This is a genomic window from Millisia brevis NBRC 105863, assembly GCF_001552615.1.
Taxonomy (GTDB): domain Bacteria; phylum Actinomycetota; class Actinomycetes; order Mycobacteriales; family Mycobacteriaceae; genus Millisia; species Millisia brevis.
Genome location: NZ_BCRN01000010.1, coordinates 133,868 through 158,455 on the forward strand (window position 1 = coordinate 133,868; position 24,588 = coordinate 158,455).

Annotated in this window: 29 protein-coding genes and 2 tRNA genes; 16 read left to right on the top strand and 15 right to left on the bottom strand. The window is 69.0% G+C overall.

What is annotated here, in order from left to right:
- Positions 1 to 21: 21 nt before the first annotated feature.
- Positions 22 to 1,200, bottom strand: a complete 1,179-nt coding sequence (locus MB1_RS15250) for an FAD-dependent oxidoreductase (RefSeq protein ID WP_084351851.1) — start codon at positions 1,198 to 1,200, stop codon at positions 22 to 24.
- Between the two features lie 102 nt (positions 1,201 to 1,302).
- On the opposite strand from MB1_RS15250, the gene MB1_RS15255 reads away from it, so the two are divergent.
- The 7 genes from MB1_RS15255 to MB1_RS15285 all read left to right on the top strand — a co-directional run bounded on the left by MB1_RS15255 (position 1,303) and on the right by MB1_RS15285 (position 7,351).
- On the top strand, positions 1,303 to 1,494 hold the full coding sequence (locus MB1_RS15255) for an antitoxin (protein ID WP_066908918.1): 192 nt from the start codon (positions 1,303 to 1,305) through the stop codon (positions 1,492 to 1,494).
- A gap of 172 nt (positions 1,495 to 1,666) precedes the next feature.
- The gene (locus tag MB1_RS15260; RefSeq protein WP_066908921.1) at positions 1,667 to 2,401 is read left to right on the top strand and encodes an enoyl-CoA hydratase; all 735 of its coding nucleotides are present in this window, start codon (positions 1,667 to 1,669) and stop codon (positions 2,399 to 2,401) included.
- A gap of 105 nt (positions 2,402 to 2,506) precedes the next feature.
- Positions 2,507 to 3,634: an MBL fold metallo-hydrolase gene (locus MB1_RS15265; RefSeq protein WP_157084096.1), complete on the top strand. Its 1,128-nt coding sequence runs from the start codon at positions 2,507 to 2,509 to the stop codon at positions 3,632 to 3,634.
- Positions 3,635 to 3,719: 85 nt separating this feature from the next.
- A complete protein-coding gene (locus tag MB1_RS15270; RefSeq protein ID WP_066908930.1) occupies positions 3,720 to 3,920 on the top strand; it encodes an antitoxin in 201 nt (66 codons plus the stop codon).
- Positions 3,921 to 3,928: 8 nt separating this feature from the next.
- Complete coding sequence (locus tag MB1_RS15275) at positions 3,929 to 5,212, top strand: alpha/beta hydrolase (RefSeq protein WP_066908933.1); 1,284 nt, start codon at positions 3,929 to 3,931, stop codon at positions 5,210 to 5,212.
- A gap of 124 nt (positions 5,213 to 5,336) precedes the next feature.
- Positions 5,337 to 5,717, top strand: a complete 381-nt coding sequence (locus MB1_RS15280) for a DUF485 domain-containing protein (protein WP_084351853.1) — start codon at positions 5,337 to 5,339, stop codon at positions 5,715 to 5,717.
- The gene (locus tag MB1_RS15285) at positions 5,714 to 7,351 is read left to right on the top strand and encodes a monocarboxylic acid transporter (protein ID WP_066908939.1); all 1,638 of its coding nucleotides are present in this window, start codon (positions 5,714 to 5,716) and stop codon (positions 7,349 to 7,351) included. Before MB1_RS15280 ends, MB1_RS15285 begins: the two co-directional genes overlap by 4 nt.
- 65 nt (positions 7,352 to 7,416) lie before the next feature.
- On the opposite strand, the gene MB1_RS15290 is transcribed toward MB1_RS15285, so the two are convergent.
- The 5 genes from MB1_RS15290 to MB1_RS15315 all read right to left on the bottom strand — a co-directional run bounded on the left by MB1_RS15290 (position 7,417) and on the right by MB1_RS15315 (position 12,608).
- Positions 7,417 to 8,154 carry an energy-coupling factor transporter transmembrane component T family protein gene (locus MB1_RS15290; RefSeq protein ID WP_066908942.1) on the bottom strand — a complete coding sequence of 246 codons (738 nt, stop codon included), beginning with the start codon at positions 8,152 to 8,154 and terminating at the stop codon, positions 7,417 to 7,419.
- Positions 8,151 to 10,457: an ATP-binding cassette domain-containing protein gene (locus MB1_RS15295; protein ID WP_245650210.1), complete on the bottom strand. Its 2,307-nt coding sequence runs from the start codon at positions 10,455 to 10,457 to the stop codon at positions 8,151 to 8,153. The genes MB1_RS15290 and MB1_RS15295 overlap by 4 nt, the downstream gene beginning before the upstream one ends.
- 48 nt (positions 10,458 to 10,505) lie before the next feature.
- Complete coding sequence (locus MB1_RS15305) at positions 10,506 to 11,120, bottom strand: TetR/AcrR family transcriptional regulator (RefSeq protein ID WP_169801673.1); 615 nt, start codon at positions 11,118 to 11,120, stop codon at positions 10,506 to 10,508.
- Between the two features lie 73 nt (positions 11,121 to 11,193).
- A complete protein-coding gene (locus tag MB1_RS15310; protein ID WP_066908951.1) occupies positions 11,194 to 11,355 on the bottom strand; it encodes a rubredoxin in 162 nt (53 codons plus the stop codon).
- 17 nt (positions 11,356 to 11,372) lie between these two features.
- Complete coding sequence (locus MB1_RS15315) at positions 11,373 to 12,608, bottom strand: alkane 1-monooxygenase (RefSeq protein ID WP_066908954.1); 1,236 nt, start codon at positions 12,606 to 12,608, stop codon at positions 11,373 to 11,375.
- Between the two features lie 151 nt (positions 12,609 to 12,759).
- Between MB1_RS15315 and MB1_RS15320 the strand changes: the two genes are divergently transcribed.
- Positions 12,760 to 13,248 (top strand): thermonuclease family protein, encoded by a 489-nt coding sequence (locus tag MB1_RS15320; RefSeq protein ID WP_084351912.1) that lies wholly within the window; start codon positions 12,760 to 12,762, stop codon positions 13,246 to 13,248.
- 55 nt (positions 13,249 to 13,303) lie between these two features.
- Here the strand turns inward: MB1_RS15320 and MB1_RS15325 are convergent, their stop codons facing one another.
- Positions 13,304 to 13,894 carry a MarR family winged helix-turn-helix transcriptional regulator gene (locus tag MB1_RS15325; protein WP_066908960.1) on the bottom strand — a complete coding sequence of 197 codons (591 nt, stop codon included), beginning with the start codon at positions 13,892 to 13,894 and terminating at the stop codon, positions 13,304 to 13,306.
- Between the two features lie 90 nt (positions 13,895 to 13,984).
- Between MB1_RS15325 and MB1_RS15330 the strand changes: the two genes are divergently transcribed.
- The 5 genes from MB1_RS15330 to MB1_RS15350 are packed head-to-tail and all read left to right on the top strand — an operon-like array spanning position 13,985 to position 17,379.
- Positions 13,985 to 14,923 carry a VOC family protein gene (locus tag MB1_RS15330; RefSeq protein WP_066908963.1) on the top strand — a complete coding sequence of 313 codons (939 nt, stop codon included), beginning with the start codon at positions 13,985 to 13,987 and terminating at the stop codon, positions 14,921 to 14,923.
- Positions 14,920 to 15,561, top strand: a complete 642-nt coding sequence (locus MB1_RS15335; protein WP_066908965.1) for an alpha/beta hydrolase — start codon at positions 14,920 to 14,922, stop codon at positions 15,559 to 15,561. Before MB1_RS15330 ends, MB1_RS15335 begins: the two co-directional genes overlap by 4 nt.
- A complete protein-coding gene (locus tag MB1_RS15340; protein ID WP_084351859.1) occupies positions 15,558 to 16,724 on the top strand; it encodes an LLM class flavin-dependent oxidoreductase in 1,167 nt (388 codons plus the stop codon). Before MB1_RS15335 ends, MB1_RS15340 begins: the two co-directional genes overlap by 4 nt.
- Positions 16,721 to 16,981 carry an AbrB/MazE/SpoVT family DNA-binding domain-containing protein gene (locus MB1_RS15345; protein ID WP_066908969.1) on the top strand — a complete coding sequence of 87 codons (261 nt, stop codon included), beginning with the start codon at positions 16,721 to 16,723 and terminating at the stop codon, positions 16,979 to 16,981. The genes MB1_RS15340 and MB1_RS15345 overlap by 4 nt, the downstream gene beginning before the upstream one ends.
- Before the next feature lie 5 nt (positions 16,982 to 16,986).
- Entirely contained in the window at positions 16,987 to 17,379 is a 393-nt protein-coding gene (locus MB1_RS15350; protein ID WP_169801674.1) for a putative toxin-antitoxin system toxin component, PIN family, read from the top strand.
- A gap of 80 nt (positions 17,380 to 17,459) precedes the next feature.
- Here MB1_RS15350 and MB1_RS25165 read toward each other — a convergent pair whose 3' ends face one another.
- Complete coding sequence (locus tag MB1_RS25165) at positions 17,460 to 17,849, bottom strand: hypothetical protein (protein WP_174531966.1); 390 nt, start codon at positions 17,847 to 17,849, stop codon at positions 17,460 to 17,462.
- A 262-nt stretch (positions 17,850 to 18,111) separates the two neighbouring features.
- On the opposite strand from MB1_RS25165, the gene MB1_RS25680 reads away from it, so the two are divergent.
- Positions 18,112 to 18,624: a hypothetical protein gene (locus MB1_RS25680; protein ID WP_157084098.1), complete on the top strand. Its 513-nt coding sequence runs from the start codon at positions 18,112 to 18,114 to the stop codon at positions 18,622 to 18,624.
- A 439-nt stretch (positions 18,625 to 19,063) separates the two neighbouring features.
- On the opposite strand, the gene MB1_RS15360 is transcribed toward MB1_RS25680, so the two are convergent.
- The 7 genes from MB1_RS15360 to MB1_RS15390 form a co-directional block, all read right to left on the bottom strand.
- Positions 19,064 to 19,136 (bottom strand) — tRNA-Arg (locus tag MB1_RS15360).
- Positions 19,137 to 19,168: 32 nt separating this feature from the next.
- Positions 19,169 to 19,648: a DUF4334 domain-containing protein gene (locus MB1_RS15365; RefSeq protein WP_066908977.1), complete on the bottom strand. Its 480-nt coding sequence runs from the start codon at positions 19,646 to 19,648 to the stop codon at positions 19,169 to 19,171.
- A 58-nt stretch (positions 19,649 to 19,706) separates the two neighbouring features.
- Positions 19,707 to 20,447 carry a TetR/AcrR family transcriptional regulator gene (locus tag MB1_RS15370; protein ID WP_066908979.1) on the bottom strand — a complete coding sequence of 247 codons (741 nt, stop codon included), beginning with the start codon at positions 20,445 to 20,447 and terminating at the stop codon, positions 19,707 to 19,709.
- Positions 20,448 to 20,844: 397 nt separating this feature from the next.
- Positions 20,845 to 20,915: transfer RNA gene (locus tag MB1_RS15375), tRNA-Cys, on the bottom strand.
- Positions 20,916 to 20,991: 76 nt separating this feature from the next.
- The gene (locus MB1_RS15380; protein WP_066908982.1) at positions 20,992 to 21,471 is read right to left on the bottom strand and encodes a hypothetical protein; all 480 of its coding nucleotides are present in this window, start codon (positions 21,469 to 21,471) and stop codon (positions 20,992 to 20,994) included.
- Complete coding sequence (locus MB1_RS15385; protein ID WP_066908985.1) at positions 21,468 to 21,944, bottom strand: dihydrofolate reductase; 477 nt, start codon at positions 21,942 to 21,944, stop codon at positions 21,468 to 21,470. Before MB1_RS15385 ends, MB1_RS15380 begins: the two co-directional genes overlap by 4 nt.
- The gene (locus MB1_RS15390) at positions 21,941 to 22,744 is read right to left on the bottom strand and encodes a thymidylate synthase (RefSeq protein WP_066909163.1); all 804 of its coding nucleotides are present in this window, start codon (positions 22,742 to 22,744) and stop codon (positions 21,941 to 21,943) included. The genes MB1_RS15385 and MB1_RS15390 overlap by 4 nt, the downstream gene beginning before the upstream one ends.
- Before the next feature lie 149 nt (positions 22,745 to 22,893).
- Here MB1_RS15390 and cobF point away from each other — a divergent pair, with 149 nt between their 5' ends.
- Both cobF and MB1_RS15400 read left to right on the top strand, forming a co-directional pair.
- On the top strand, positions 22,894 to 23,691 hold the full coding sequence (gene cobF, locus MB1_RS15395; protein ID WP_084351863.1) for a precorrin-6A synthase (deacetylating): 798 nt from the start codon (positions 22,894 to 22,896) through the stop codon (positions 23,689 to 23,691).
- Positions 23,688 to 24,557, top strand: a complete 870-nt coding sequence (locus tag MB1_RS15400) for an SGNH/GDSL hydrolase family protein (RefSeq protein WP_084351865.1) — start codon at positions 23,688 to 23,690, stop codon at positions 24,555 to 24,557. Before cobF ends, MB1_RS15400 begins: the two co-directional genes overlap by 4 nt.
- Positions 24,558 to 24,588: the final 31 nt, after the last annotated feature.

Here is a 24,588-nt window from a genome sequence, read left to right on the forward strand (position 1 = left end):
GCGGTCTCGGTGCCGGGCCGCTCAGACCCCGGCGGCCAGTTCGCGGAGCAATTCCACCGCGGCCGCTCGGCCCGCCCGATTGGCGCCGACCGTGCTGGCCGATGGGCCGTAGCCGACCAGATGCAGGCGTGGCCGTTCGGCGACCTTGGTCGCCAGCTGCCCGGTCATCGTGATCCCGCCGCCCGGACCGCGCAGCCGCAGGGGCGCCAGATGGTCGAGGGCGCTGCGGAACCCGGTCGCCCAGAGGATCACGTCGACGTCCCGCGTGGTCCCGTCCGCCCAGCGCACCCCGGTCTCGGTGATCTCGTCGAACATCGGATGCCGATCGAGGGCGCCGCGCGCGGCCGCGCCGCGCAACTCCGGGGTCCACCGCAGCCCCGTCACCGACACCACCGAGCCGGGCGGCAGACCGCGCCGCACCCGGTCCTCCACCAGAGATACCGCGGCGCGCCCCAATTCGGGGCTGAAGTCGCCCTCGACGAAGGTCACCGGTCGCCGGGTGACCCAGAGCGTCTCGGTCACCTCGGACAGCTCGGTGAGGAACTGCACCGCGGAGACCCCGCCGCCGACCACCAGAACGCGTTGTCCGGCAAACGTTTCCGCCCTGGTGTAGTCCTTGGTGTGCAGCTGGCGGCCACGGAAGCGCGCAATACCGTTGACGTAGGGGACAAATGGATGCTCCCAGGTCCCGGTCGCGTTGATCAGGCCGCGCGCGACGATCGCCCCCCGTTCCTGCCCGGCCGAGTACTCGACGCGGTAGGCACCGTGGTCGGCATCGGGTGAATCGGGCACGGAGACGGGGCAGACCACCTGGACGGTGCGTGGCCGCAGCACGTCGAGGCCGAAGCGCTCCTCGTAGTCGGCGTAGTAGCGGGGGACCGCCTGCGCGGCGCGGACCGCGGCCGGATCCTCGCCCGGCACCAGGGAATCGGTGAACGCCAGACCCGGCAGATCGTGCACCCCGTTGACCGTCTCGAGGGTCAACGACGGCCAGCGGTACTGCCACGCCCCGCCGGGTTTCGCGTAGCGATCGAGGACCACATAGCGCGCCCCGAGCCGCTGCAGGTGATACGCGGACGACAGGCCTGCCTGCCCGGCTCCGATCACGACGATGTCGGTGTCGATCCGCGGGGGATCGGTCGCGACCGGGCTGACGTCGGTGGTCGGCGCGGCGTGGTGGCGGGTGTCGGCCGGCTGCATGGGTCGAGTAGATCATCCGCGTACCGTGGACGCGTCGAGGCGGCCCGCCCCGACGAAGTGATCGATGTCGGCACGTACCGACCAGCGGAAAGGGTTCGACCAATGGGATTTGCGGACAACCTCAAGGGCGCCGTCGACAAGGGGCTCGAGTACGCCAAGGACAACGCCGACAAGGTGGACGGTCTGGTCGACAAGGCCGGCGACGCGATCGACGAGAAGACCGGCAACAAGTTCTCCAGCCAGGTCGACCAGGCGCAGGATGCGGCCAAGAAGACCTACCACGCCGGCGAATAACCACCGCCGTGCCGCGGCGCCCGCCCGGGTCGGTCGACCGGCCCGGCGGGCGGTCGCGAAGCCGGCGGGGCGACCCCGAGGGTATCCGGGACGGCCTTTCCGAGGTATCGAAGATCACATCGGCACGGCGGGCGGCCGCAACCGCCGCCCCGGCCGGTAGATTTCCGGAACTGTGACGGTCGAGTACAGCCGCGACGGTGATATCGCGAGCATCGAATTGCAGCGTCCGGACAAGCGCAACGCGTTGAACACCGAGATGTGTCGGCAGATCCTCGACGGCATCGAACGAGCGCCCGAGGACGGTGTCCGGGTGGTGGTCATCTCGGGCGTCGGCTCGGTCTTTTGCGCCGGCGCCGATCTGGGCGGCGACCGCTTCGCCGCCGACTTCATTCCCACCCATACGCGGATGCTGCGTGCGATCTGCGCCGCCCCGATCCCGGTGATCGCCGCCCTCGGCGGTCCGGCGATCGGCGGGGGATGCCAGCTCGCCCTCGCCGCGGATCTGCGGATCGTGGTGCCCGAGGCCTACTTCGAGGTTCCGTCGACCAAGATCGGAATTCCGGTCGATCCGTGGACCATGCGCCGCGCGGCGGCCCTCGGCGGCGGCGGTATCGCCCGCGGGCTGCTGCTGGGCGGTCAGCGGATCACCGGCGAGCAGGCCTTCGCCTGCGGTCTGGCCAACCGGCTGGGCGATCCGGCCGAGGGGAAACTGTGGGCGCAGTCGGTCGCCGAGCGGGCCCCGCTCGCCCTCCGGCACGCCAAGGCGGTCCTCAACGACGACGCCAGCGATCGCGAGCCGACCGATCGGCTGCGCGAGCTCGCCGATGCCGCCTGGGCCAGCGAGGACCTGCGCGAGGGCTATCAGGCGTTCCGTGAGAAGCGCGTCCCGCGGTTTCGTGGGGTCTGAAACGGTGTCGCAGCCGATCGCCCCTGCTCCGGCCGCCGCCCGACACTCGATCCCAGCGGCCGGCGGTGCCGGGCCCGCGGGCCCCCGACCCGTACCGTTGTCGAGGTGAACGCATGGAAGGTAGTGCCCGCGGCTGTGGCGGCCGCGAGCGTCGGGGTCGCGACCGCCCGATCGGCCGCCGGTCTGCCCAAGCAACTCGGCGCGCACCCGGACGCGATCGGTAACTACGCCTCGAAGTCCGCCGCCTGGCGGGACGGGAAGTTCCACAACGTCGAGCCCGCGGGCCAGGTCGATCCGACCGAGCAGATGTCGACATTGCGCGACATGCTGTCGGGTCGCGCCGGTCGCAAACCGGCCAAGCCGATCCCCGTCGAGGTGCCCCGTTTCCCCGAGCAGGTCGACGACCTCGGCGTCACCTGGTTCGGCCATGCGACCGCGCTGATCGAGATCGACGGTATGCGGGTGCTGGTCGACCCGGTCTGGGGTAAGCGCGTATCCCCCTCGCCGACGATCGGCCCGTCCCGGCTGCACCCGGTGCCGCTGGTACTCAGCGCGCTGCCGCCGCTGGACGCGATCGTGCTCTCCCACGACCATTACGACCACCTCGATATGGCGACCGTCGTCGAGCTCGCGCAGGTACAGGAAGCGCCGTTCGTGGTGCCCCTGGGTGTCGGGGCCCATCTGCGCAGCTGGGGGATCGCCGGCGACCGGATCACCGAACTGGACTGGGGCGAGACCCACGCGATCGGCGAGCTGAGCTTCGGCTGTTGTCGGGCCCGGCACTTCTCCGGGCGCGGGCTGCGCCGCGACACCACCCTGTGGGCGTCCTGGGCGCTGATCGGGCCGCGCCACCGCGTCTACTTCGGCGGTGACAGCGGCTACTCGACCGGCTTTTCCGAGATCGGCACCCAGTACGGACCGTTCGACCTCGCGCTGATTCCGATCGGGGCCTACGACAAGCGTTGGCGCGATATCCACCTCGACCCGGAGGAGGCGATCCTCGCCTTCGTCGACGTCCAGTCGGGGCGGTCGAAGTACGGGGTGATGCTCCCGATCCACTGGGCGACCTTCGTGCTCGCCCCGCACGGCTGGGACGACCCGATCGAGCGCGCGGTCGCTGCCGCGGAGCGCGCCGGGGTCAACCTGTGGACGCCGCCGCCGGGCCGTCGGCTCACCGCCGACACCGCCCGCGAGCAGACCACTGCGCGCTGGTGGAGCGCCGTCGCGCAGTGAGCGCGCACCGGCGCGGACCAGCGTCGATCGGTAGGGTTGAAGGCTCCGGGGAGTTCCCGCGAGGGGGCACGAGAGGAGTCGCTCCATGGGTCTGATCGACAGGATCAAGAACGTGGTGCTCAACCTGATCGGCTCGGGGCGTCAGTACGCCTCGAAGAACGCCGACACGATCGACGGCTACGTCGACAAGGTCGGCGACGCGGTCGACAAGGGCACCGGCAACAAGTACACCGAGCAGATCACCAAGGCGCGCAACGCGACCAAGAAGGCCATCCGGGAGGAGTAATTCGCGGGGTGGGGGGTGCGCGAGCGGTACTGCTCGCCGCAGTACTGCTCGTCTCGGGCTGCGCGGCGGGGCAGAGCACGCCGTCCGAGTCCGAGTCGGCGACGGCGTCGGCCGGGCGGCCGTCCGACGACGTGATCATCGCGCAGCCGCCGGGCACCCTGCTCGGCGCCGAACAACTCGCGTCGGTGGACCCGGCCCTGCGCGAACGCGGCGCCACCGTCCAGCGCATCCGCTACGTGGCCTCGTCGGTTGACTCCACCTCCGACGACGCGTCCGCCGACTCCGGTTCCGGGGGCACCGCCGGCGACGCGACCGACGCCACCGGGGTGGAGGTCACCGGGGTCGTCGTCGTTCCGGCCGGACCGGCACCGGCCGGCGGATGGCCGATCGTCGCGGTCGGACACGGAACCACCGGCCTCGCCGACGAATGCGCCCCCTCGCTCTATCCGAACCTGCTCGGCACGATCACCCCGGTCACCGCGGCGCTCGATATGGGCGCGGTGGTCGTCGCCACCGACTATCGCGGCCTGGGTACCCCCGCCGCACATCCCTATCTCGACGCCCGGGCGTCGGCCCGCGACCTGATCGACTCGGTCCGCGCGACCCGAGCCCTCGTCCCCGATACCGCCCCGCGCTGGGCCGGTCTGGGCATCTCCCAGGGCGGGCAGGCGGTCTGGGCGGCGGCCGAACTCGCCGACGACCTCGCGCCCGACCTCGACTTCGTCGGCGGCGCCGCGCTCTCCCCGGTGGCCGACCTGACCGGATGGTTCGACCCGTCCGGTGGCCTCGCCCTGACCGGGCCGCAGCGGTCGCTCTACCCCTTGGTGGTCACCGGGGCCGCGGTCGACGACCCCGAGATCGACCCGGCCGCCTTCCTACCCGATCTGCCGCCGGAGACGCTGGCCGGCCTGACCGGTTGTGCGGGTGCGATGTCGCTGGACAAGTTCGCCGCCTTCGCACAATTCGCCGACGCCGACATCACCCCGCGCACCCCGGAGGCGGCCGACGCGCTGCGCCGTTGGCTGGCCGCCGGCGCCCTCCCGCTGCGGCCCGCGGGCGGGCCGCTGCTGGTCATCGTGGCCGGTCGCGACGATCTGATCACCCCGGAGTCGACGATCGGTGCCGTGCGTCGCGCCTGCGCGCAGGGGTCGCCGCTGAGCTTTTTGCTGCGCCCGGACGACCCGCACGCGGACGCCGCGGCGGTCACCGACGCGGTCGCCTGGTTGACGCCGGCGCTGGCCGGCCTCGGCCCGGGTGCCGTCGGCGTCGATTGCTCCGGCGTTCCTGCCTGATCGGGTAGTTCGGTCACGCCGGCAAGGTGCTTGACTATGGATGATATGCGTCACATTGGGCGACGCCTGCGATCGGAGTCATGTGGATCCGGCCGTCGCAATCGATAGTCAGGAGGCTGAGGCGATGGCCGACACTTCACGGCCCGGGGCTGAATCCGTCGCTCACGGGCCGGACGAACCCACCACCCGGGTATCCGGTCAACAATTTCTGGAAATGAGCACGGACCCGGAGTTTCTCGCGCTGCGCAAGAAGCTGTTCGGGTTCCTGCTGCCGATGTCGGTTGCGTTCCTGAGCTGGTATCTGCTGTACGTGCTTCTGGGTGTGTTCGCCCACGACTTCATGTCCACGCCGGTTCTCGGCAACATCAACCTCGGCCTGATCCTCGGTCTTCTGCAGTTCGTGACGACCTTCCTGATCACCGGGATCTACGTGAAATTTGCCGGCGGCACCATCGACCCGATGGCAGCCAAGGTTCGGGATCGACTCGAAAGTGAGGCGAAGTGAGTCAACCGACAGTGCTCGCGGCCGAGGCGGTAGGCAATACCGCGGCCAACTTCGCGATCTTCGGGATCTTCGTCCTGGTGACGATGATCATCGTCATCCGGGTCGGTCGGAACAACTCGACCAGCGCGGACTTCTTCACCGGTGGTCGGTCCTTCTCCGGCACCCAGAACGGCGTCGCGATCGCCGGTGACTACCTCTCGGCGGCGAGCTTCCTCGGCATCGCCGGCGCGATCGCCATCTACGGCTACGACGGCTTCCTCTATTCGATCGGCTTCCTGGTCGCGTGGTTGGTGGCGCTGCTGCTGGTGGCCGAGATGCTGCGCAATACCGGCAAGTTCACGATGGCCGACGTGCTGAGCTTCCGCCTGAAGGAGCGCCCGGTGCGCACCGCCGCGGCGACCTCGACGCTGACGGTGTCGTTGTTCTACCTGCTCGCCCAGATGGCCGGCGCCGGCGGTCTGGTCGCGCTGCTGCTCAACATCACCGACCGCACCGGGCAGTCGATCGTGATCGCCGTCGTCGGCGCGGTCATGATTCTCTACGTCCTGATCGGCGGCATGAAGGGCACCACCTGGGTGCAGATCATCAAGGCGGTGCTGCTGATCAGCGGCGCCGGCCTGATGACGATCATGGTGCTGGCGAAGTTCAGCTTCAACCCGTCGGAACTGCTCGGCAGTGCCCAGGCCTTCGTGTCGTCGTCGGCCGATCCGACGGTGGCCGATCGCAACGTCCTGGCTCCCGGCGCACAATACGGTGGGTCGCTGACCAGCCAGATCAACCTGATCTCGCTCGGCTTGGCCTTGGTGCTCGGTACCGCCGGTCTGCCGCACGTGCTGATGCGCTTCTACACGGTGCCCACCGCCAAGGAGGCGCGGCGCTCGGTGGTCTGGGCGATCGGCCTGATCGGTGCGTTCTACCTGTTCACCCTGATCCTGGGCTACGGTGCGGCGGCGATCGTCGGACCGGACCGCATCCTGGCCGCCGCCGGCGGACAGAACTCGGCGGCACCGTTGTTGGCGTACGAGCTCGGCGGCGTCTTCCTGCTCGGCATCATCTCCGCGGTCGCCTTCGCGACGATCCTCGCGGTGGTGGCCGGTCTGACGATCACCGCCTCGGCGTCGTTCGCCCACGACATCTACGGCAGCGTGATCAAGCGCGGCAACTACAAGGACGAGGAGCAGGTGCGGGTCTCCCGGATCACCGCGGTGGTGATCGGTATCGGCGGCATCATCCTGGGCATCCTGGCCAACGGGCAGAACATCGCCTTCCTGGTCGCTCTGGCCTTCGCGATCGCGGCGGCGGCCAACCTGCCGACCATCCTGTACTCGCTGTTCTGGAAGCGCTTCAACACTCGCGGCGCCCTCTGGAGCATGTACGGCGGCCTGGTCTCGACGATCGTGCTGATCATCTTCTCGCCGGCGGTTACCGGTTCGCCGACCTCGATGGTGCCGGGCGTCGACATCGCCTGGTTCCCGTTGACCAACCCCGGAATCGTGTCGATCCCGTTGGCCTTCCTGCTCGGCATCGTCGGCACCCTGTCGACGCCGTCGGACAAGGGCGACCCGGTGATCAACGCGGAGATGGAGGTGCGCGCCCTCACCGGCGTCGGCGCCGAAAAGGCCGTCGTCCACTAGTGCCACCACGATTCGGTCCCCGAAGCCGCGCAGGCCGCGGCTTCGGGGACCGACGTATGTGCGGGTCAGATCAGATGGGCCAGACCGATGCCGAGGGCGCACATCGCGACGACCACGCCGAGGGCGATCGCGTCGGCGCGGCGGAAGCGCACCTTGCGGCCGGTCAGGGTTCCGGTGCCACCGCGGGCGGCGATCGCGTCGCCCATCTGCGCGCCGCGGGTGATCACCACCGCCATCACCGCGCTGACCGGGTCGACCGCCCGATCCCCGGCCGCGGTGGTCGCGCGGATCTTCGGACGAAGGCGGTGGGCCGCCCACAGGGTGCGTACCTCGTCGATCACCGTCGGCAGCACCCGCAGGCACAGCGCGGTGGCGACCGCCCATTCGTCGACCGGCAGCCGCAGTTTGCGCAGCGGCGCCATCAGGGTCGCGACCGCCGGGGCGATATCCGCCGCCGGTGTGGTCCAGGTGACCAGGAACGACGCCCAGAGCAGGACCACGCCGATCAGGGTCGTGCGCAGATAGGCCTCGATGCCGGTCATCCCGGCGACCGCGTTGATCAGGCCGCCGTAGGCGAACAGCAGCCAGATCCACCAGGGTGGCCGCGGGAAGGCGCGCGGTCCGATGCGGGCGATCGCCGAGGCGGCCACCAGCAGCACCACCAGCGCGCCGAGGACCGGCCACATCGGCTGCGCCATCGTGGTGATGCCCATGATCAACACGGCGAGCAGCTTCGTGCCCGCCCACAGTCGATGGACCGGGGTGGTGCCGGGGATCTGCCGCAGCAGCGTTCCGGTGCTCATCGCCGGGGCTCGCGGGTGGTGCCCTGCGCCTGCGGTGCGGTGCCGTGATGCGCCTGCGGCGAGGAGCCGTGGTGCGCGGCCGGCGCGGTGTCGGTGCGCGCGCCCGGCGCGGTGTCGTCGAGGTAGTGGACCATCCCGTCGCGCAGCGCGACCCGGCAGTCGACGATCGAGCGCAGCTCGTCGGTGTCGTGCGAGACGATCACCAGCGTGGTGCCGCGTTGCCGCAATTCGCCCAGCAGCGCGGTGACCTCGGCGCGGGCGCCGGGATCGAGGCCCGCGAGCGGTTCGTCGAGCACCAGGACCTCCGGATTGCGGGCCAGCAGACCGGCCAGGGCCACGCGGCGCAGCTGCCCGCCGCTGAGGCGGGTGATCGGCGAGGCCGCCAGCACCCGATCGAGCCCGACCGCATCGAGCGCCGCGGACACCTTGCCGGTGGTCATCTCCTCGCCGCCGGCCGCCTCGATGTCCTCGCAGACCGTCGGCCGCACCACCTGGAGGCGGGCGTTCTGGAAGGCCAGGGCGACCGAGCCGAGATTCTTGTGGACCGGTTCGGAGTTCAGCGTGCAGGTGCCCTCGGTCGGGGTGATCAGGCCGGCGAGAATCCACGTCAACGTCGACTTTCCGGAACCGTTCTCCCCGGTGATCAGGATCGCCTCGCCGCGGCGCACCACCAGGTTGATGTCGGTCAACGCGCGATGCTCCCACGGCGTGCCCGCCGCGTAGCGGTGTCCGACGTGTTGCAGGACCAGCACCGGATTGCCGGGCGTGGGCCGATAGCCGCCCTGTCCGCCCTGGCCGACCTGCCTCCCCACGCCGCCCCGGAGACCCGGGCCGCCGGGTCCGAACGGGCCCGGTGCGCCGCGACCGGGCGGGGGCGCGAAGCCGGCGGTCGGGCGCGACCGGACCGGCACCGCCGGCTCGAGATGGATGCGTCGTTGCGCGGCCTCGGCCTCCTCGCGGCGGTGGGTGATCGTCACCACCGCGGTGCCGCGTGCCGGCAGCCGGCCGAAGACCTCGACCAGATCGGCGCGACCGGCCGGATCGATCATCGCGGTCGCCTCGTCCGCGATCAGCAGGCGCGGGGAGCGGGCCAGCGCGGCGGCGACAACGAGGCGCTGCTGCTGCCCGCCGCTGAGCGCATTGGGGTGTTGATCGCCCAGGCCGCCGAGGCCGACGACCTCGAGTAACCGCTCGACCTGTTCCGGCTCGGGAACCGAATCCGCGGGCAGCCCCCAGACCACCTCGTCGGCGACCCGGGTGCTCAGGATCTGCGAGTCCGGACTCTGCATGACCATCGCCGTACCGGCCGCGGCGCCGAGCCCGGCGCGACCCGGGCGCGTCACCCGACCGGAGGTCGGTTCCATCCCGGCGAGCAGCCGCGCGAGGGTCGACTTGCCCGATCCGTTCGCCCCGGTGACCGCCACGAATTCGGCCGGATCGATCCGCATCGACAGGTCGTTGAGCGCGATCCGGTCGACACCCGGATAGCGGTAGGAGACGTGGTCGAAGACCACCGGGAGAGGCTGCGCTTCCGCGACCCGCGCCGGGTCGGCGGGGTGCGGCTGCCCCGGGTGGGCGGGCGGGGCGGTATTGGACAGGGCGTCGAGCGGATCGTGTTCGCTCAGGCCCGCCAACCGTCCGAGCATGCCGCGCAGCAGCCACCAGGCGACGATCGCGGTCAGCAGCATGCTGAACGTGCCGGAGATCAGCAGCAGCGGAGCCCACTGCCGGGTCACCACGTCGCCGAGCCCGCGCAGGACGGTTGCGGCACCGGCGACGGCATCGGGTGATCCGGCGTTTCGGGCGGCCCACTCCATCGATCGGGTGGTGCCCTCGAGGCTGCTGCGCATGACCAACAACACCAGCTCGCGCAGCGGCCGCAGGATCCACAGCAGGATCACCCCGACCGCCGAACTGGCCAGCCCGACCAGCAGCGCGGAGGCCAGCACCATCAACAGTCCGCCGCCGCGGCGATGGACCGTGCCGACCACCCCGCCGACCAGGGCGCAACTGATCACCGCGGTCGCCGAGGTCCACCCCGCCACGGCGAAGGCGACCACCGTCGTCGCGACCGCCGAGGTGGTCACCGCGCGGGCGCGGTAGCGCTGAGCGATCAGGGCGAACGGAGCCGCCGCCAGGACCTGCGCGGCGGTCAGCGCGGGGATGACCGAGGCGATCACCGTCAGCGCGACGACGGTGGTCCCCAACGTCGCGCAGGTCGCCATCTCGGTGGGGCTCAACGGCCCGGTGATGCGGCGGGCCGCGGTGCGGTCCGCGGCCGGTCGTGCTGTCCTGCCCTTCACCGCGACCAGTCTGCCAAAAGTCGCGGAAGGCACGGCGGTCGCCGCCGGTCAGCGGGAGATCGTGGATTCGAGGTAGGGCGCGAAGAGGTCGGCGAACTCTTCGGCAGGGTCCTGCCCCGCGTCGGGCGGCATCGAGACGTAGCTGAGTGCGAGGCGCACGATCGTGCGGCTGACCGCGGTCGCGGTGGCGTCGTCGAGTCCGACCCAGCCGGTGCGCAGGGTATCGGCGAGGATCGCGCCCGCACGGTCGCGGATCGTGGCGCTCTCCACCGTGACCAGCCGCAACAGGTCGGGTGTGGACTCGGTCGCCAGCGAGATCACCAACGGTTCGGACGACATGGTCAGCACGAAGGCGCGGAACCCGGCGAGCAGAGCGCCGCGAACATCGTCCGGGTGGGCGTGCAGGGCCTCGGCGACCAGGGCGGCGAACCGTTCGCCCAGCCGCACGGCGTATTGGGTGACCAGACCGTGCCGGTTGCCGAATTCGTTGTAGACCGTCTGCCTGCTGACCCCGGCAACCCCGGCGACATCGGTCATCGTGATGCTCGACCATCTGCGCTGCCGCAAGAGCGCGGACACGGCGTCGAGCACCAGATCGCGGGTACCGCGGGCCGCCCCGGACGCGGTGGCCGTGGTGTCGGTGATGGTCGGGTCGGCGGTCATTGCTGTGAGGGTACCGACCGACGGATCGGACCACCGGGGGCCGGAAGGGCGCCACCGGTGGTCCGTCGTCCGCTCAGACCGGTTCGAAGTCGACCTTCTCCCGCACTCCGCAGTCGGGGCAGGCCCAGTCGTCCGGGACATCCGCCCAGGCGGTGCCGGGCGGGAAGCCCTCGCGTGGATCGCCGGCGGTCTCGTCGTAGCGGTAGTCGCAGACCGGGCAGCGCTGGATGGTCATCGTCTTCTCCCGTGCGGTCATTCGGTCGCCGCGACGCCGTGGGCGGCGAGGATCTTCGCCCGCTTCGACGGCTGGATATTGGCCTTGGTCACGTCGCCGTCGAAGTGTTCGAGGACCCGATGGTCCATCACCTTGCGCCACAGCGGAGGGAAATAGGCCAGACCGATCATGCTCGCGTAGCCGCTGGGCAGATTCGGGGCACCGTCCATACTGCGCAGGGTCTGGTAGCGCCGGGTGGGGTTGGCGTGATGGTCGCTGTGCCGCTGCAGGTGATAGAGGAAGATATTGGTCACGATGTGGTCGGAATTCCAGCTGTGCTCGGGGGTGGGGCGTACGTAGCGCTTGCCGGCCTTGGCGCGCAGCAGACCGTAGTGCTCGAGGTAGTTGACCGTCTCGAGCAGTGCAAAGCCGTAGACCGCCTGGATGATCAGGAAGGGCAGGACCATCCAGCCGAAGAGCGCGACCAGCACGGCGTAGAGCACCACCGACATCAGCCAGGCGTTGAGCACGTCGTTGTGAATGCTCCAGACCCGTTCGTTGCGGCGGCGCAGTCGGGTCGCCTCCAACTCCCAGCTCGACTTCAGCGAACCCCATACCGATCGCGGCAGGAACGCCCAGAACGATTCGCCGAGACGCGAGCTCGCCGGATCCTCCGGGGTGGCGACGCGGGCGTGATGGCCGCGGTTGTGCTCGATGTAGAAGTGGCCGTAGAACGTCTGCGCCAGGGTGATCTTCGACAGCCAGCGCTCGAGATTCTCCTTCTTGTGGCCGAGTTCGTGGGCGGTGTTGATGCCGACCCCACCGACGACGCCGATGCTCAGCGTCAGGCCGATCTTCGAGATCAGCCCCAGCCCGCCGTCGATCCCCAGCCAGCTCAGGTCGCTTGCCGTGAGCAGGTACGCGGCGAAGAACAGGCTCGCGTACTGGAAGGGGATATAGGCGTAGACGCAGTACCGGTAGTACTTGTCGTTCTCGAGATAGTCCATCACCTCGTCGGGAGGGTTCGAACCGTCCGGCCCGAAGAAGAGGTCGAGGACCGGCAACAGCCCGTACACGATGATCGGGCCGATCCACCACAGGATCGGACTGGCCGGGGCCAGCGGCGTCTGGTTGACCGCCCACACCAACCCGGCCGCGATGAACAGGGCGGTCGGGGCGATCAGGCCCAGCAACCATAGGTAGCGCTTCGGATCGCGCCAATGCAGCGGATCGATGGCCGAACTGTCCGCCGATGGGTCCAGATGTTGTGTCATTCCAGTCGCCTCCAACCCTGTGACCTACTTCACGAGCCGAGGATGACCATAACCCGTAGACACAGACACTGTCTATACATCGGACCGTATTTTGTAAAGTTGATACGCCCCGAGGTGTCCGAAACGACCGCTATCCTCACCACTCGTGTCGATGCGGGTGAAGGCGTTGGTGGCGCTGGTGGTGGTCCTTGTGATCGCCGCCGTGGTCGGCTTCGGGGTGGCGGCCCGGGATCGGGCCGCCGATGTCACCACCGTCGTGACCCGCGTGGTCGACGGAGACACGATCGATGTCGCCGACCCGATCGCCGGGGCCACGCGCATCCGCATCCTGGGGATCGACACCCCGGAGACCTACGGCGCCGAGGTGCAGTGCTTCGGCCCGGAAGCGTCGCGGTGGGCGACCGATCAGCTGCTGGGACGCACGGTGACGCTCGTCCCCGACCCGAGCCAGGCGGACGTCGACCGCTACGGGCGGGCGCTCGCCTACGTGACCGACGGCGACTGGGACTACTCCGTCGAGGCCGCCCGGGCGGGGATGGCGCGTTCCGACGACTACGGGGTCCGGCGCGAACGGTTGATCAAGACGGCGGAGGCCGAGGCGCGTGCGGCCGATCGCGGACTCTGGGCGGTCTGCCAGTAGCCGAGTGCCTCGGCCGCCGGTGGCGTGGGGGCGACTGTCGGGCGAACGGGTCGGGTCAGCTGCCGACGTCGACCGGGGTCGGCCGGATGATCGGTACCGGATCGGCGGCGCAGGTTGTGGGGGCGGGGTCGGCTGCGCAGGTCTTCGGTGCCGGGTCCGCCGCGCAGGGGGATTCGGCCGTGACGGCCATCCGGCGATCCGGATCGAGCCGCGACAGGATCGCGAAGGTCAGCCGCGACAGACCCGCGACGTCAGCATCGTCCAGATCGGCCAGCACGAAGGTACGCACCACCCGCTCGTAGACCGGCCGCGCGTCGAGATGGACGCGCTCACCGCTGTCGGTGAGAACCGCGTTGGTCGCGCGACCGTCCTCGGCGCACGCCGCGCGCACGACCAGTCCGCGCTTCTCCAGGCCGGTGACCACCCGTGACAGGCGTGGCAGCGTCGCATTGGTGCGCGAGGCCAGCGCGCTCATGCGCAGGCGATGATCCGGCGCCTCGTGCAACGCCTCGAGCAGCGTGAACTCGAACGAGGTGAGCCCGACCTCGGCCATGCCCTGGTCGAGCACCCGGGGGAGCAGCTCGAGCAGGGCGTGCAGACGCGCGACGGAGACGCGCTCCTCGTATCGCAATCCACCCTCGGTCATGGACCCATCGTAGCAGTTGGTTGCATCTACAACTAAAGTCGTCTAGGTTGGTAGTTGCACATACAACTAGTTCTCGGGAGAGATGAGGACATGACCGACAACACCACGGCGACCGCTTCCGCTGTCGTCGACGAGCGCATCATCAACCCGGCCGCTCATATGGACGCCGTCACGCTGCGGGTCGGCGATCTGGCCGGGATGACCGACTACTACACCAACGCGTTCGCTCTGGAGCCGCTCGAGGAGCGCGCCCGCGGCCGCGAGGTCCACCGCGTGCTCGGCCGCGGCACCGTCCCGATGGTCCGCCTGGTCGATACCCCCGACCTGCCCGCCGTCGACCGTCGCCAGGCGGGCCTGTTCCACACCGCGTTCCTCTTCGAGGATCAGGCGAGCCTCGCCGCGACGGTGCTGGCCGCCGCCCGCACCCCCGGCAACCGGTTCGTCGGCTCCAGCGACCACCTGGTCAGCGAGGCCTTCTACTTCACCGATCCCGAGGGTAACGGCGTCGAGCTCTACACCGACCGCCCGCGCGAGCAGTGGGTCCGCGAGCGTGGCCAGATCATGATGACCACCGTCTGGCTCGACCCGCAGGCGTACCTGCGCGATCACCTGACGCAGGACTCCGTCGACGCGGGCCCGACCCTCGCCGGCACCGTCGGCCACGTCCACCTCCAGGTCGGCGACCTGGAGCGGGCGAAGAAGTTCTACGTCGACGGCATCGGCTTCGAGGCGACGCTGCACGAGTACTCCGGCGCGTTGTTCGCCTCCGCCGGTGGATACCACCATCATGTCGCCATGAACGTGTGGAACAGCTACGGCGCCGGCCCGCGGGCGGCGACCCTCGGCCTCGGTGACGTCGCCGTGAGCGTGCCCGACCGCACCGATCTCGACGCCCTGGTCGGCCGCCTGCGCAGCGCGAAGCTGCCGTTCTCCGACAACGGCCGGTCCGTCGTCGTCAACGATCCGTGGGATACCCGCGTCACCGTGTCGGTGGCCGGGGCCGATGTCGAAGAGGTGCTCGCCCGATGACCATTCCGCACGTACTCGCTTCCGCCGATCTCGGGACAGGCGACGACGCGGTCGACGCGCCGACCCTTATCGTGCTGCTGCACGGCTTCGGGTCGAACGAGGCCGACCTCGCCGGCATCGGCCAGGTGCTCGACGTCCTGCCGTGGGTGTCCCTGCGCGGACCGCTCACGCTCGGGCCGGGTGAATACGCCTGGTTCCCGATTTCGACACCGGGCAGCCCCGACCCGGCACCCGTCGCGGTGGCGACCGACGCGATCTGGGGCTGGATCGACGAGCACGTCTCGCCCGAGACGCGGATCGTGCCGATCGGCTTCTCGCAGGGTGGTCTGATGGCGACCCAGCTGCTGCGCACCCGGCCCGACCGGGTGGCGGCGACCGTGATCCTGGGCGGCTTCGTCCAGGGAGCGGAGCAGCCGGGAGACCAGCAGCTGGCCGAGTCCAAGCCCGCGGTGTTCTGGGGGCGCGGCGCCGAGGATCGGGTGATCGCCGCGCATGCGATCGAGCGCACGCAGGCATGGTTGCCGGCGCACGCGACCCTGACCGCGACCCTCTATCCGGGCCTGGCGCACAGCGTCAACGCGGCCGAACTGGCCGACGTGCGTACCTTCCTGCAGACCATCGGTGTGGCCGCGGAATGACGGAGTCGGATGAGGTGCCGGGGTTCGAACTGGGGATCTTCACCTTCGGCGAGCTGACCTCGGACGCCGACGGCACCCCGATCCCCGCCGACCGGCGGTTGCAGGAGGTGCTCGCCTGGGCGACCACCGCCGACCGGGCGGGCCTCGACGTCTTCGGCGTCGGGGAGCACCACCGGCCGGACTTCGCGATCTCCTCACCGCAGGTCGTGCTCGCGGCGGTCGCGCAGGCGACCGAACGCATCCGGCTGACCAGCACGGTCACCGTGTTGTCGAGCGCCGATCCGGTGCGCACCTTCGAGGACTTCGCGACGCTGGATCTGCTCAGCGGTGGGCGCGCGGAGATCACCGCCGGACGCGGGGCGTATATCGAGTCGTTCCCGCTGTTCGGGCAGGACCTCGACCGATACGACGAGTACTTCGAGGACCGCCTCGACCTGCTGCTGCGGGTGCGCGACGAGAACCCGGTGACCTGGTCGGGGACCACCCGGCCGCCGCTCGCCAATGCGGGGGTCTGGCCGCGACCGGTGCAGTCGAAGCTGCCGGTATGGATCGCCGTCGGTGGCACCCCGGAATCGGTCGAACGCGCCGGACGCCTGGACCTGCCGCTCTACCTGGCGATCCTCGGCGCCCCGGAACGATTTGCCCCATTGGCGCGGCTCTACCGCGACACCGCCCGGGCCGCCGGGCACACCCCGGGCCGGATCGGCGTGACCTCGCACGTGCACGTGGCGAAGACGAGCCGGGCCGCGCGCGACACCTTCTATCCGTACTACGCCGGTTATATCGGCCAGAACATGCCGCGGATCGGCCGTCTCGGCCGGGACGCCTTCGACGCCTGGGCCTCCCCGCGCGGCGCCCTCTTCGCGGGCAGCCCCGCGGAGGTGGTCGACAAGATCCTGTGGGAGCACGAGATCCTCGGGCACAGCCGCTTCCTCGCCCAGGTCGGCCTCGGCGGCCTGCCCCTGGCCGACACCCTCTCGTCGATCGAGTTGCTGGCGACGGAGGTTCTGCCCGAGGTGCGCCGCAGCCTCGCGACAAGCACGAAGCAAGCCGTCGAGGCCGGCGTTCACAGGGAGTCGTTCGACTCTGGAGCGAGGCTGCTCGCAGCGGTATCCTTGAATCTCAAGAATTCTTGTGTTCTAGAGAATCGAGTGAATCGATGAATCTTGCGAAGCTCTCGGCCAACGGGCAGATCACCGTGCCTGTGGAGGTGCGTCGGCGACTGCGGCTGGTACCGGGTGACAAGGTGCTGTTCATCGAGAAGCCCAACGGTGAAGTCGTGGTCGCCAACGCTGCTCTGTCGGCACTGGTCGATGCCCAACAGGCGTTTGCCGGTGCCGCCGACGACTTCGGCGTCACCGACGAGGAGGACGTACAGTCTCTGGTCGACGAGGTGCGTGACCGCGGCCGCGCCTCGTGATGCGGGTGCTGGTCGACACCAATGTCGTCATCTCGGCGTTGTTGTTTCCGAGCTCCACGCCCGGTGCGGTGGTGGCGGAGGTGTTGACCGGCCACCGGATGGTCGTGACCCGGTGGATCATCGACGAACTGTACGAAGTTGTCGGCCGCAAACGACCGGACTTGGTTGCGGCCCTCGAGACCTTCCTATCCCATTGCGACTACGAACTGGCGGAACCCGGTCCGGCCGGGCACCACGACACGACGATTGCGGACAAGGATGATCAGCCGATTCTCGACGCGGCGTTGACGGCGAACGCGGACGTTATCGTCACCGGCGACAAACACTTCCTCTCGCTCGACCTGTCCCGGCCGCGAATCCTGACCCCTCGTGCCTACCTGGACGCCTACGGAGGTTGATCCGAGGGGCGTGCAGATGGGATCAAGGGTCCGGTCTTGGGCGTATCCATATCTTGTACGGGCATGACGTGATCGCTTCGTCAATCGGATTGATCGTGGTCATGGCCTGATGGATTCTCCGTACGCCGAAGGCGCGGAAAAGGAATGAATCCCACTTTGGGATGACCCGGAAGATGTATCGGCGGAAGATTCATGTTTTCCCTACGTTCGTTGATCGAAAACACGTACTTCGCGAACGCCGGCTTCACGTGAACCTCAGGAAAACGCGCGCGAAGCTCCCTGACGATACGGTAGCCCTCGTCGTACCAGCCGTAGACGTTGGCTCCCGAACGCCAATTCGGCCGGGCATCGAAGTCATCTACCTCTTCTATGAAGTAATCATGAAAGTACCGAGTCCAGCCCAAAATCTCCTGGCCAAAAACATCGTCGATCCCCATTTCGTCAGGAAGGACGTAAGGCTGTAGCGGCACCGGTTTGATTATCAGCTCTCCCGATGGCCACAGCGAACTAGGATGACCGTGCTCCGGGAAGACTCTGATTACTAACACAGATCCCCTCTATGACCAGAACAAATATAGAACGACGCCCGGGACGTACTCTGCATTGAAGGTATCAAAGGTAATAGCCCCCGGAACTACCGGCCAGCCGGCCATTCCGGGACGCGCACAGCGAGTAATGGGACGACGGTAACCGAGCGCTCATCAACATGGGCCGCATCATCAGGGGAGACATGTGATCGGACGGACCCGGATCGGCCCGGGCATCTTGGTCGCCGTCGTGTTGGTCAGCGGAGCAGGGTGTGGCACCGAACGCCTTGCCGACGACCTGACAACACCGGGGCTGACTAGGCAGTCAGCGTTCGACACCCTCGTCAGGTACATCGAGGAGACCGCGAGCGCGCTGCCTGCTGCTGCGAGTTTGCGTCTGCCAACGGGTAGTTCTTCGAAGGTGCCGTGTGTGTCGCCGCCGGTGGAGAACGGCCCTGTCCGTACCGGTGTCCAGAACGTTCCGATCAACGTTCGGGGCGACGCCAACGCCGACGACGTTCTCGACAGCGTGGCCGGAATCTGGGTCGATGATCGAGGGTGGACAGTTGAGGTCGACTCCCGGAAAGAACCCGACCCCGACCTTCCCCTGGTTCAGGTCGATACCGCGGACGACTACAGCCTCACTATTCGGAACGAGCCAGGAATCGGGCTGATGCGGTCCGGGTCGACACCCTGCTTCGCCGCGAACGCCGGCTGACAGGACCGGCGAGCCTTGTCGTTGATCAGCGGGCGCACCCCGAAAACGAGAGCGTCGGACGTGGTCGTCGGGGTGTCCAACCGGGTGGTGACGTCTTGCGGCGACGAGAGGTGGAGCAGGAGCTGGACCAGGCGAAGTGGGACCGCGGGTACGACGACCCGCGGGTGATGCTGCGTCACGGTCAGTCGTCGATCGCAGCGGACATTTACGGGCATCTGGCCCCGGAGACGGCGCGGGCGCGGCGGAAGCGTTGGACGGGTGTTGGACGCGGCGGCCGCGGAGAACCTGGCGTTGGAGGGGTTGCGGGAACTCGACGGTGGGACTTCTCAGCCGGCGTAAGACCACATCGAGACCACAAAGGGCGGGTTGGGGCACCTTCTCACGGGTGACCACAACCCGCCCTTACGTGTTTGTGCAGGTTGAAGCGTTTTCTTCGGTGTGCCCCCAGCAGGATTCGAACCTGCGACACCTTCTTTAGGAGAGAAGTGCTCTATCCCCTGAGCTATGGAGGCCGGAGGCCGCGCACGGCCTCCGGGGACCGAGTTTAGCGGGTCTCCTGGGCGTCGCGCTCCAGCAGGAAGTAGTAGTACGAGTCTTTGGCTCGCTGGTACTTGCCGTTCATGATCCCCATGACGGTGTTGTCGTCGACGCGCTTGAAGTGATCAAAGATCGGTTGGCCGTCGTAGACCATGGTGGCGGTCACCTCGCCCCGGAACTCGATATTCCACAGGGTCGCGCCGCCCTTGCTGAGTTCGTCGTTGTTCGCGAGGGTGCCGTCCTCGCCGCGACAGACGATCGGCTTGACGTCGTTGATCGAGTCGAAGAACTTGCCGTACCACCCGGCGGCGGCGAGTTGGCCGTTCATCCGATTCCCGGTCTGGAACTCGTCGCCGGTCCAGTGGCCGAGCATCTCGGCGCTCTCTATCGGCTCGAGCGCCGCCCAGATCTCATCGAGCTCCGCCGGGTCGACATAGGACAGCTCCCGGGCCTCGGCGAACCTCTTGCGTGCTTCGGTGATGTCCACGGGCGTCCTTTGCGGTCGGAATCGGCGGGCAGGGGGCTTCTCGCCCGGTCGCTGCGGTTCAGGCCCCGGCGCGAGCGGGCAGCAGGGTGGCGATCGGCGTATCCGGAGCGACGTCGATACCGAGCGTGGTCAGCGCGTCGACCAGGATGTGATCGACCGACGTCACCAGGAAGGTGATCAGCACCTCGGTGCCCGGTTCGGGATCGGACTTCGTGCGGGCGAGCCAATGGTTGACCGTGCCGTCGACGAAGCCGATCAGCCCGAAGGCCACCGACTCGGCCATCCGCCCCACGGCCGGATCGACGTCGACCAGCCGCAGCAGGTCGGTCAGCCGGTAGGCGAACTCCTTGCGGGAGCCGGAGACGGCGGGGGAGTTGGTGGTGCGGTTGCGCGCCGAGCCGACCGACAGGAATTGGTGCAGCCGCGGGTTGGCGACGATCCAGCCGACGTAGGTGCGGATCGCTCGATCGACCGCCCCGGAGATCGTGCCCTCCGGTTCCATCGCCGGACCCAACTCGGCGGTCAGGTCCGCCAGGATGCCCGACCGGATCTGCTCGTCGAGGTCACTGCGATCGGTGAACACCCGGTAGACCACCGACCGCGGCAGACCGGCGTGCGAGGCGATCTGCTGCACCCCGACGTCGATCCCGTCCGAGCCGATCAATTCGATCGCGGCGGCCACCAGATCGCGGCGACGCCCGGCCTTGTGATCGTTCCAGCGGGTCGTGCGCCCGTCGACCTGGTCCGCTTTTCCGCGCTGCGCGCGTCCGGATTCCCGGGTCGAAGAGGAGGCGGCCATATGTCGACAATACCGGTGACACGCCGTCACACGGCCCGGGTCGGCCGCATTCCCTCGGCCTGTCGCCCGGGGCCGGCGGCTGCCCGGAGGCGACCTGCGCGCACGGGGTCGCGCGGCGAGAGAGCCCGACGGCGAGGCGGGATTCGTCGAGCGGGTATCCGCATATTCCGTGGAAATCCGGCGAATCGTCGTAGCCTGGTGGACAGGGTCATCCGTATGCTGGGCAACGGATGATCCGGGCCCACAGTGGCCCGATTGTCTCGAGTCACCGGTGAGGTATTTGCCGGGCCACTCGTGGGGCCGGTCGATGTGCGGCCGATCGGCCCCACGAGTTGGATCCCCACCACGGGTCTTTCCCCGCGAGCCGGATGGATCCGACCCGCGGAGCGGCCTGGAGAGCGAGTGGCGGGATTCGAACCCGCGTGAACGGCTTTGCAGGCCGGTACCTAACCTCTCGGTCACACCCGCGAACGCCCTGGAGCTTGCCGGATCGACGTCCGCCGGACGATCTTTTGGATCAGAGTGATTGCGTTCCGGCGTGGCGTTACTCGGGGGAGTCGGCAACCCCGTCGATCAGGATCACCCGCACCATCCGGCCGCCGACCTCGATCGGTTCCACTGGTTCGATCGGAATCGAGTCGACCGCCAGGTACTCGACGACCACCGACGAGTCGTCGGGCCAATGCACGTGCAACCCGTAGGTGCCGTAGTGGCTGTCGCCGGTTCGCAGGGCGCCGTGCAGCCGCGCGGCGGGCCGCTGACCCTCGGGCGGGAACTGCCCGGCCGGGACGATGTGCACGTCGTATCCGATCGATGTATCGATCACCGCCGCCGACTCGAAGATCACCGCATCGAGGACGTGGTCGGGCGAGGCGACCCGGAATCCCTCGAACCGGTCGACGACGTCGGCGAAGACCACGGCCCGGAAGATCCAGATCACGACGATCGCCAGACCGCCCAGCACCACGAGCGCGCCGCCGGCGAACAGGCCGCCGCGCAGGGCGCGTCGCCCCCGGTCACTCATATGCGGCGATAGGACACGAATCGGAAGCCGGTTCCGGCGGTCGACTCCCGCCAGTCGGATGGCTCGGCGGTCCACTCCGGTCCGATCGGCGGCGCGTAGGTATCGCCGGCGACGTCCAGGTCGACCTCGGTGACCTCGAGGATGTCGGCGCGGTCGATCGCGGCCGCGTAGATCTGCCCGCCACCGATCACCCAGATCGGGTCCGCCCCGGTCAACGCGGCATCGAGGTCGCCGACCACGCGGGCCCCGTCGAGCCGCAATTCGGGGTCGCGGCTGATTACCACGTTCTCCCGATCCGGCAGGGGGCGGAACCGCTTCGGCAACGAGTCCCAGGTGCGACGTCCCATCACCACCCGACCACCGGTGGTGATCTCACGAAACCGCTTCATATCCTCCGGGACCCGCCAGGGAATCCCGCCGTTCGCGCCGATCACCCCACCGCGGGCCTGCGCCCAGATCAGCCCGACCGTCATACGGCCACAGGGGCTTTGATCGCCGGGTGGTGGGTATAGCCGTGCACAGTCACGTCGTCGAAGGTGTAGTCGAAGATGCTCTCGCGCGGCTTCAGGGTCAGCGTCGGCAGTGGATAGGGTTCGCGGCCGAGTTGCTCGCGGACCTGCTCGAGGTGGTTGGTGTAGATATGGCAGTCGCCGCCGGTCCAAATGAATTCGCCGACCTCGAGGCCGGTCTGCGCGGCGACCATATGGGTCAGCAGCGCATAGGACGCGATATTGAACGGCACGCCGAGGAACATGTCCGCGCTGCGTTGATAGAGCTGGCAGGAGAGCGTGCCGTCGGCGACGTAGAACTGGAAGAAGGCGTGGCAGGGCGCGAGCGCCATCCGCGGCAGATCGGCGACGTTCCAGGCCGAGACGATCATCCGCCGCGAATCCGGGTCGGTGCGCAGCGTCTCGATCACGCCGGCGAGTTGGTCGATGTGCTCACCGGACGGGGTCGGCCAGGAGCGCCACTGCACCCCGTAGACCGGGCCGAGTTCGCCGTCGGGCGCCGCCCACTCGTCCCAGATCGTCACCCCGTGGTCGCGCAGCCAGCCGACGTTCGAGTCGCCGCGCAGGAACCACAGCAGTTCGTAGACCACCGATTTCAGGTGCACACGCTTGGTGGTGATCAGCGGGAATCCCTCGGCCAGGTCGAAGCGCATCTGATGGCCGAAGAGGCTGACCGTACCGGTGCCGGTGCGGTCGGATTTGGCGGTTCCCTCGTCGAGCACGCGCCGCAGCAGGTCTTCGTACGGGGTGGCAAGGGTCGACACCACGACAGTCTGACACGGCGGCGCTGCCCGGGGCCCGGCGCGGGCATCGGCTGCCACAAGCCCCCCGGTTTCGGCAGGGCCGCCACAATAATCGTCGCGGCGCACCGCTGGGGCCGCTTTTGTGGCGGCCGGACCGATACGCTGCCAGCGTGCGGCGACTGCGGGTGATCGGGATCGGGCCGGGCGGGATCGACCAGATCACCATCGCCGCGGTCGAAGCGATGAACACCGTCGACGTATTCCTGCTGCTCGACAAGCCGAACGGGCCCCGCGACCTGCGCGCCCGCATGCTCGAGCGCTACGTCGACCGGCCGTATACGGTCGTCGCGATCCCGGATCCGCCGCGCGACCGCACCCCGAGCGACTACACCGACACCGTGGCGCGGTGGCACCACCGGCGTGCGGAGCTGATCGCGGAGGCGATCGCCGCGCAGCCCGCCGACGCCGTGCTGGGCATCCTGGTCTGGGGCGATCCGGCGATCTACGACAGCACGCTGCGCATCATCGGGCTGGTCGAACAACTCGGGACGCTCCTCGAGGTCGACGTGATCGCCGGGCTGATGTCGATCAACACCCTGACCGCCGCGCACCGGCAGGTGCTCAACAGTGTCGGCGGCGCGGTGCACGTCACCACCGGCCGCAACCTGCGCGACTCCGGGATTCCCCCCGGCGTCGACGCGGTGGTGGTGATGCTCGACGCGCACTGCGCCTTCCTGGGCTTCCCCGATTGGACGCTGTTCTGGGGCGCCAATCTCGGCACCGCGGACGAGGTGATCCGCAGCGGTCCGGTTGCCGGGATCGGCGACGAGGTGGTTCGGTTGCGGTCGGAATTGCGCGAACGGGTCGGGTGGGTGATGGACACGTATCTGCTGCGTGCGCCCGATCCCGCCGAGCCGGTGGCGCCGAGTCCGGTCCCGGGGTTCGCCCGGCCCGAAGGAGAACGATGACAGCGCGTACGGCCCGATGGTGGGCACTGGCGATTCCGGTGGTCCTGGCGATGCTGGTCGGCGCCCAGCCGGCAACCGCGCAACCGGTGACGGCGCAGGAGGTGGCGGCGCCGTACGTCAGCCTCGGTGACAGCTTCGCCGCCGGATCGGGCGGACTGCCGCTTGCGCCCGGCTCCGATCCGCGGTGTCTGCAGTCCGCCGCCAACTACTCCCGCCTGGTGGCCGCCGACCTCGGCCTCGGCCTGACCGACGTCAGCTGCGTGCAGGCCGACACCGAGTCGTTCCACGTCGAGCAATTCCCCGGCACCGCGCCACAACTCGATGCGGTCTCCGACACCACCGAATTGGTGACGGTCATGATCGGCGGCAACGACAACAGCATCTACGGCAACCTGGCGCGGACCTGCGTCGCCGCCTACGTGCTGCGGCCCGAGGCGACCACCCCCTGCCTCGACGCTCTCGGCGGCAGCCCGCCGCGCATCGACGTGATCGAACCGAATATCGCGACCGTCCTGTCCGAGGTGCACACCCGCGCCCCCGCGGCGCGCGTCGTCATCGTCGGTTACCCGTGGCTGCTGCCGCCGACCGTCGGCTGCGCCCCGGCGATCCCGATGGCGGACGGCGATCTGCCCTTCCTGTACGAGGTGCAGACCCAGCTCAACGCGACCATCGAACGGGCGGCCCGCGCCACGGATACAACATTTGTCGACATGGCCGAGGTCTCCCGCGGCCACGACGCGTGCGCCGGACCGGACCAGCGGTGGATCGAACCGGCGATCGGCTTCCGGGACCTGTCGATCCTGCATCCGAACGCGGCGGGGGAGCGGGCGATCGCCGAGCAGGTGCTGGCGGCCATCGGATCCTGATCGCAACGCCCCCGCGGCTCAACTGCGCCGG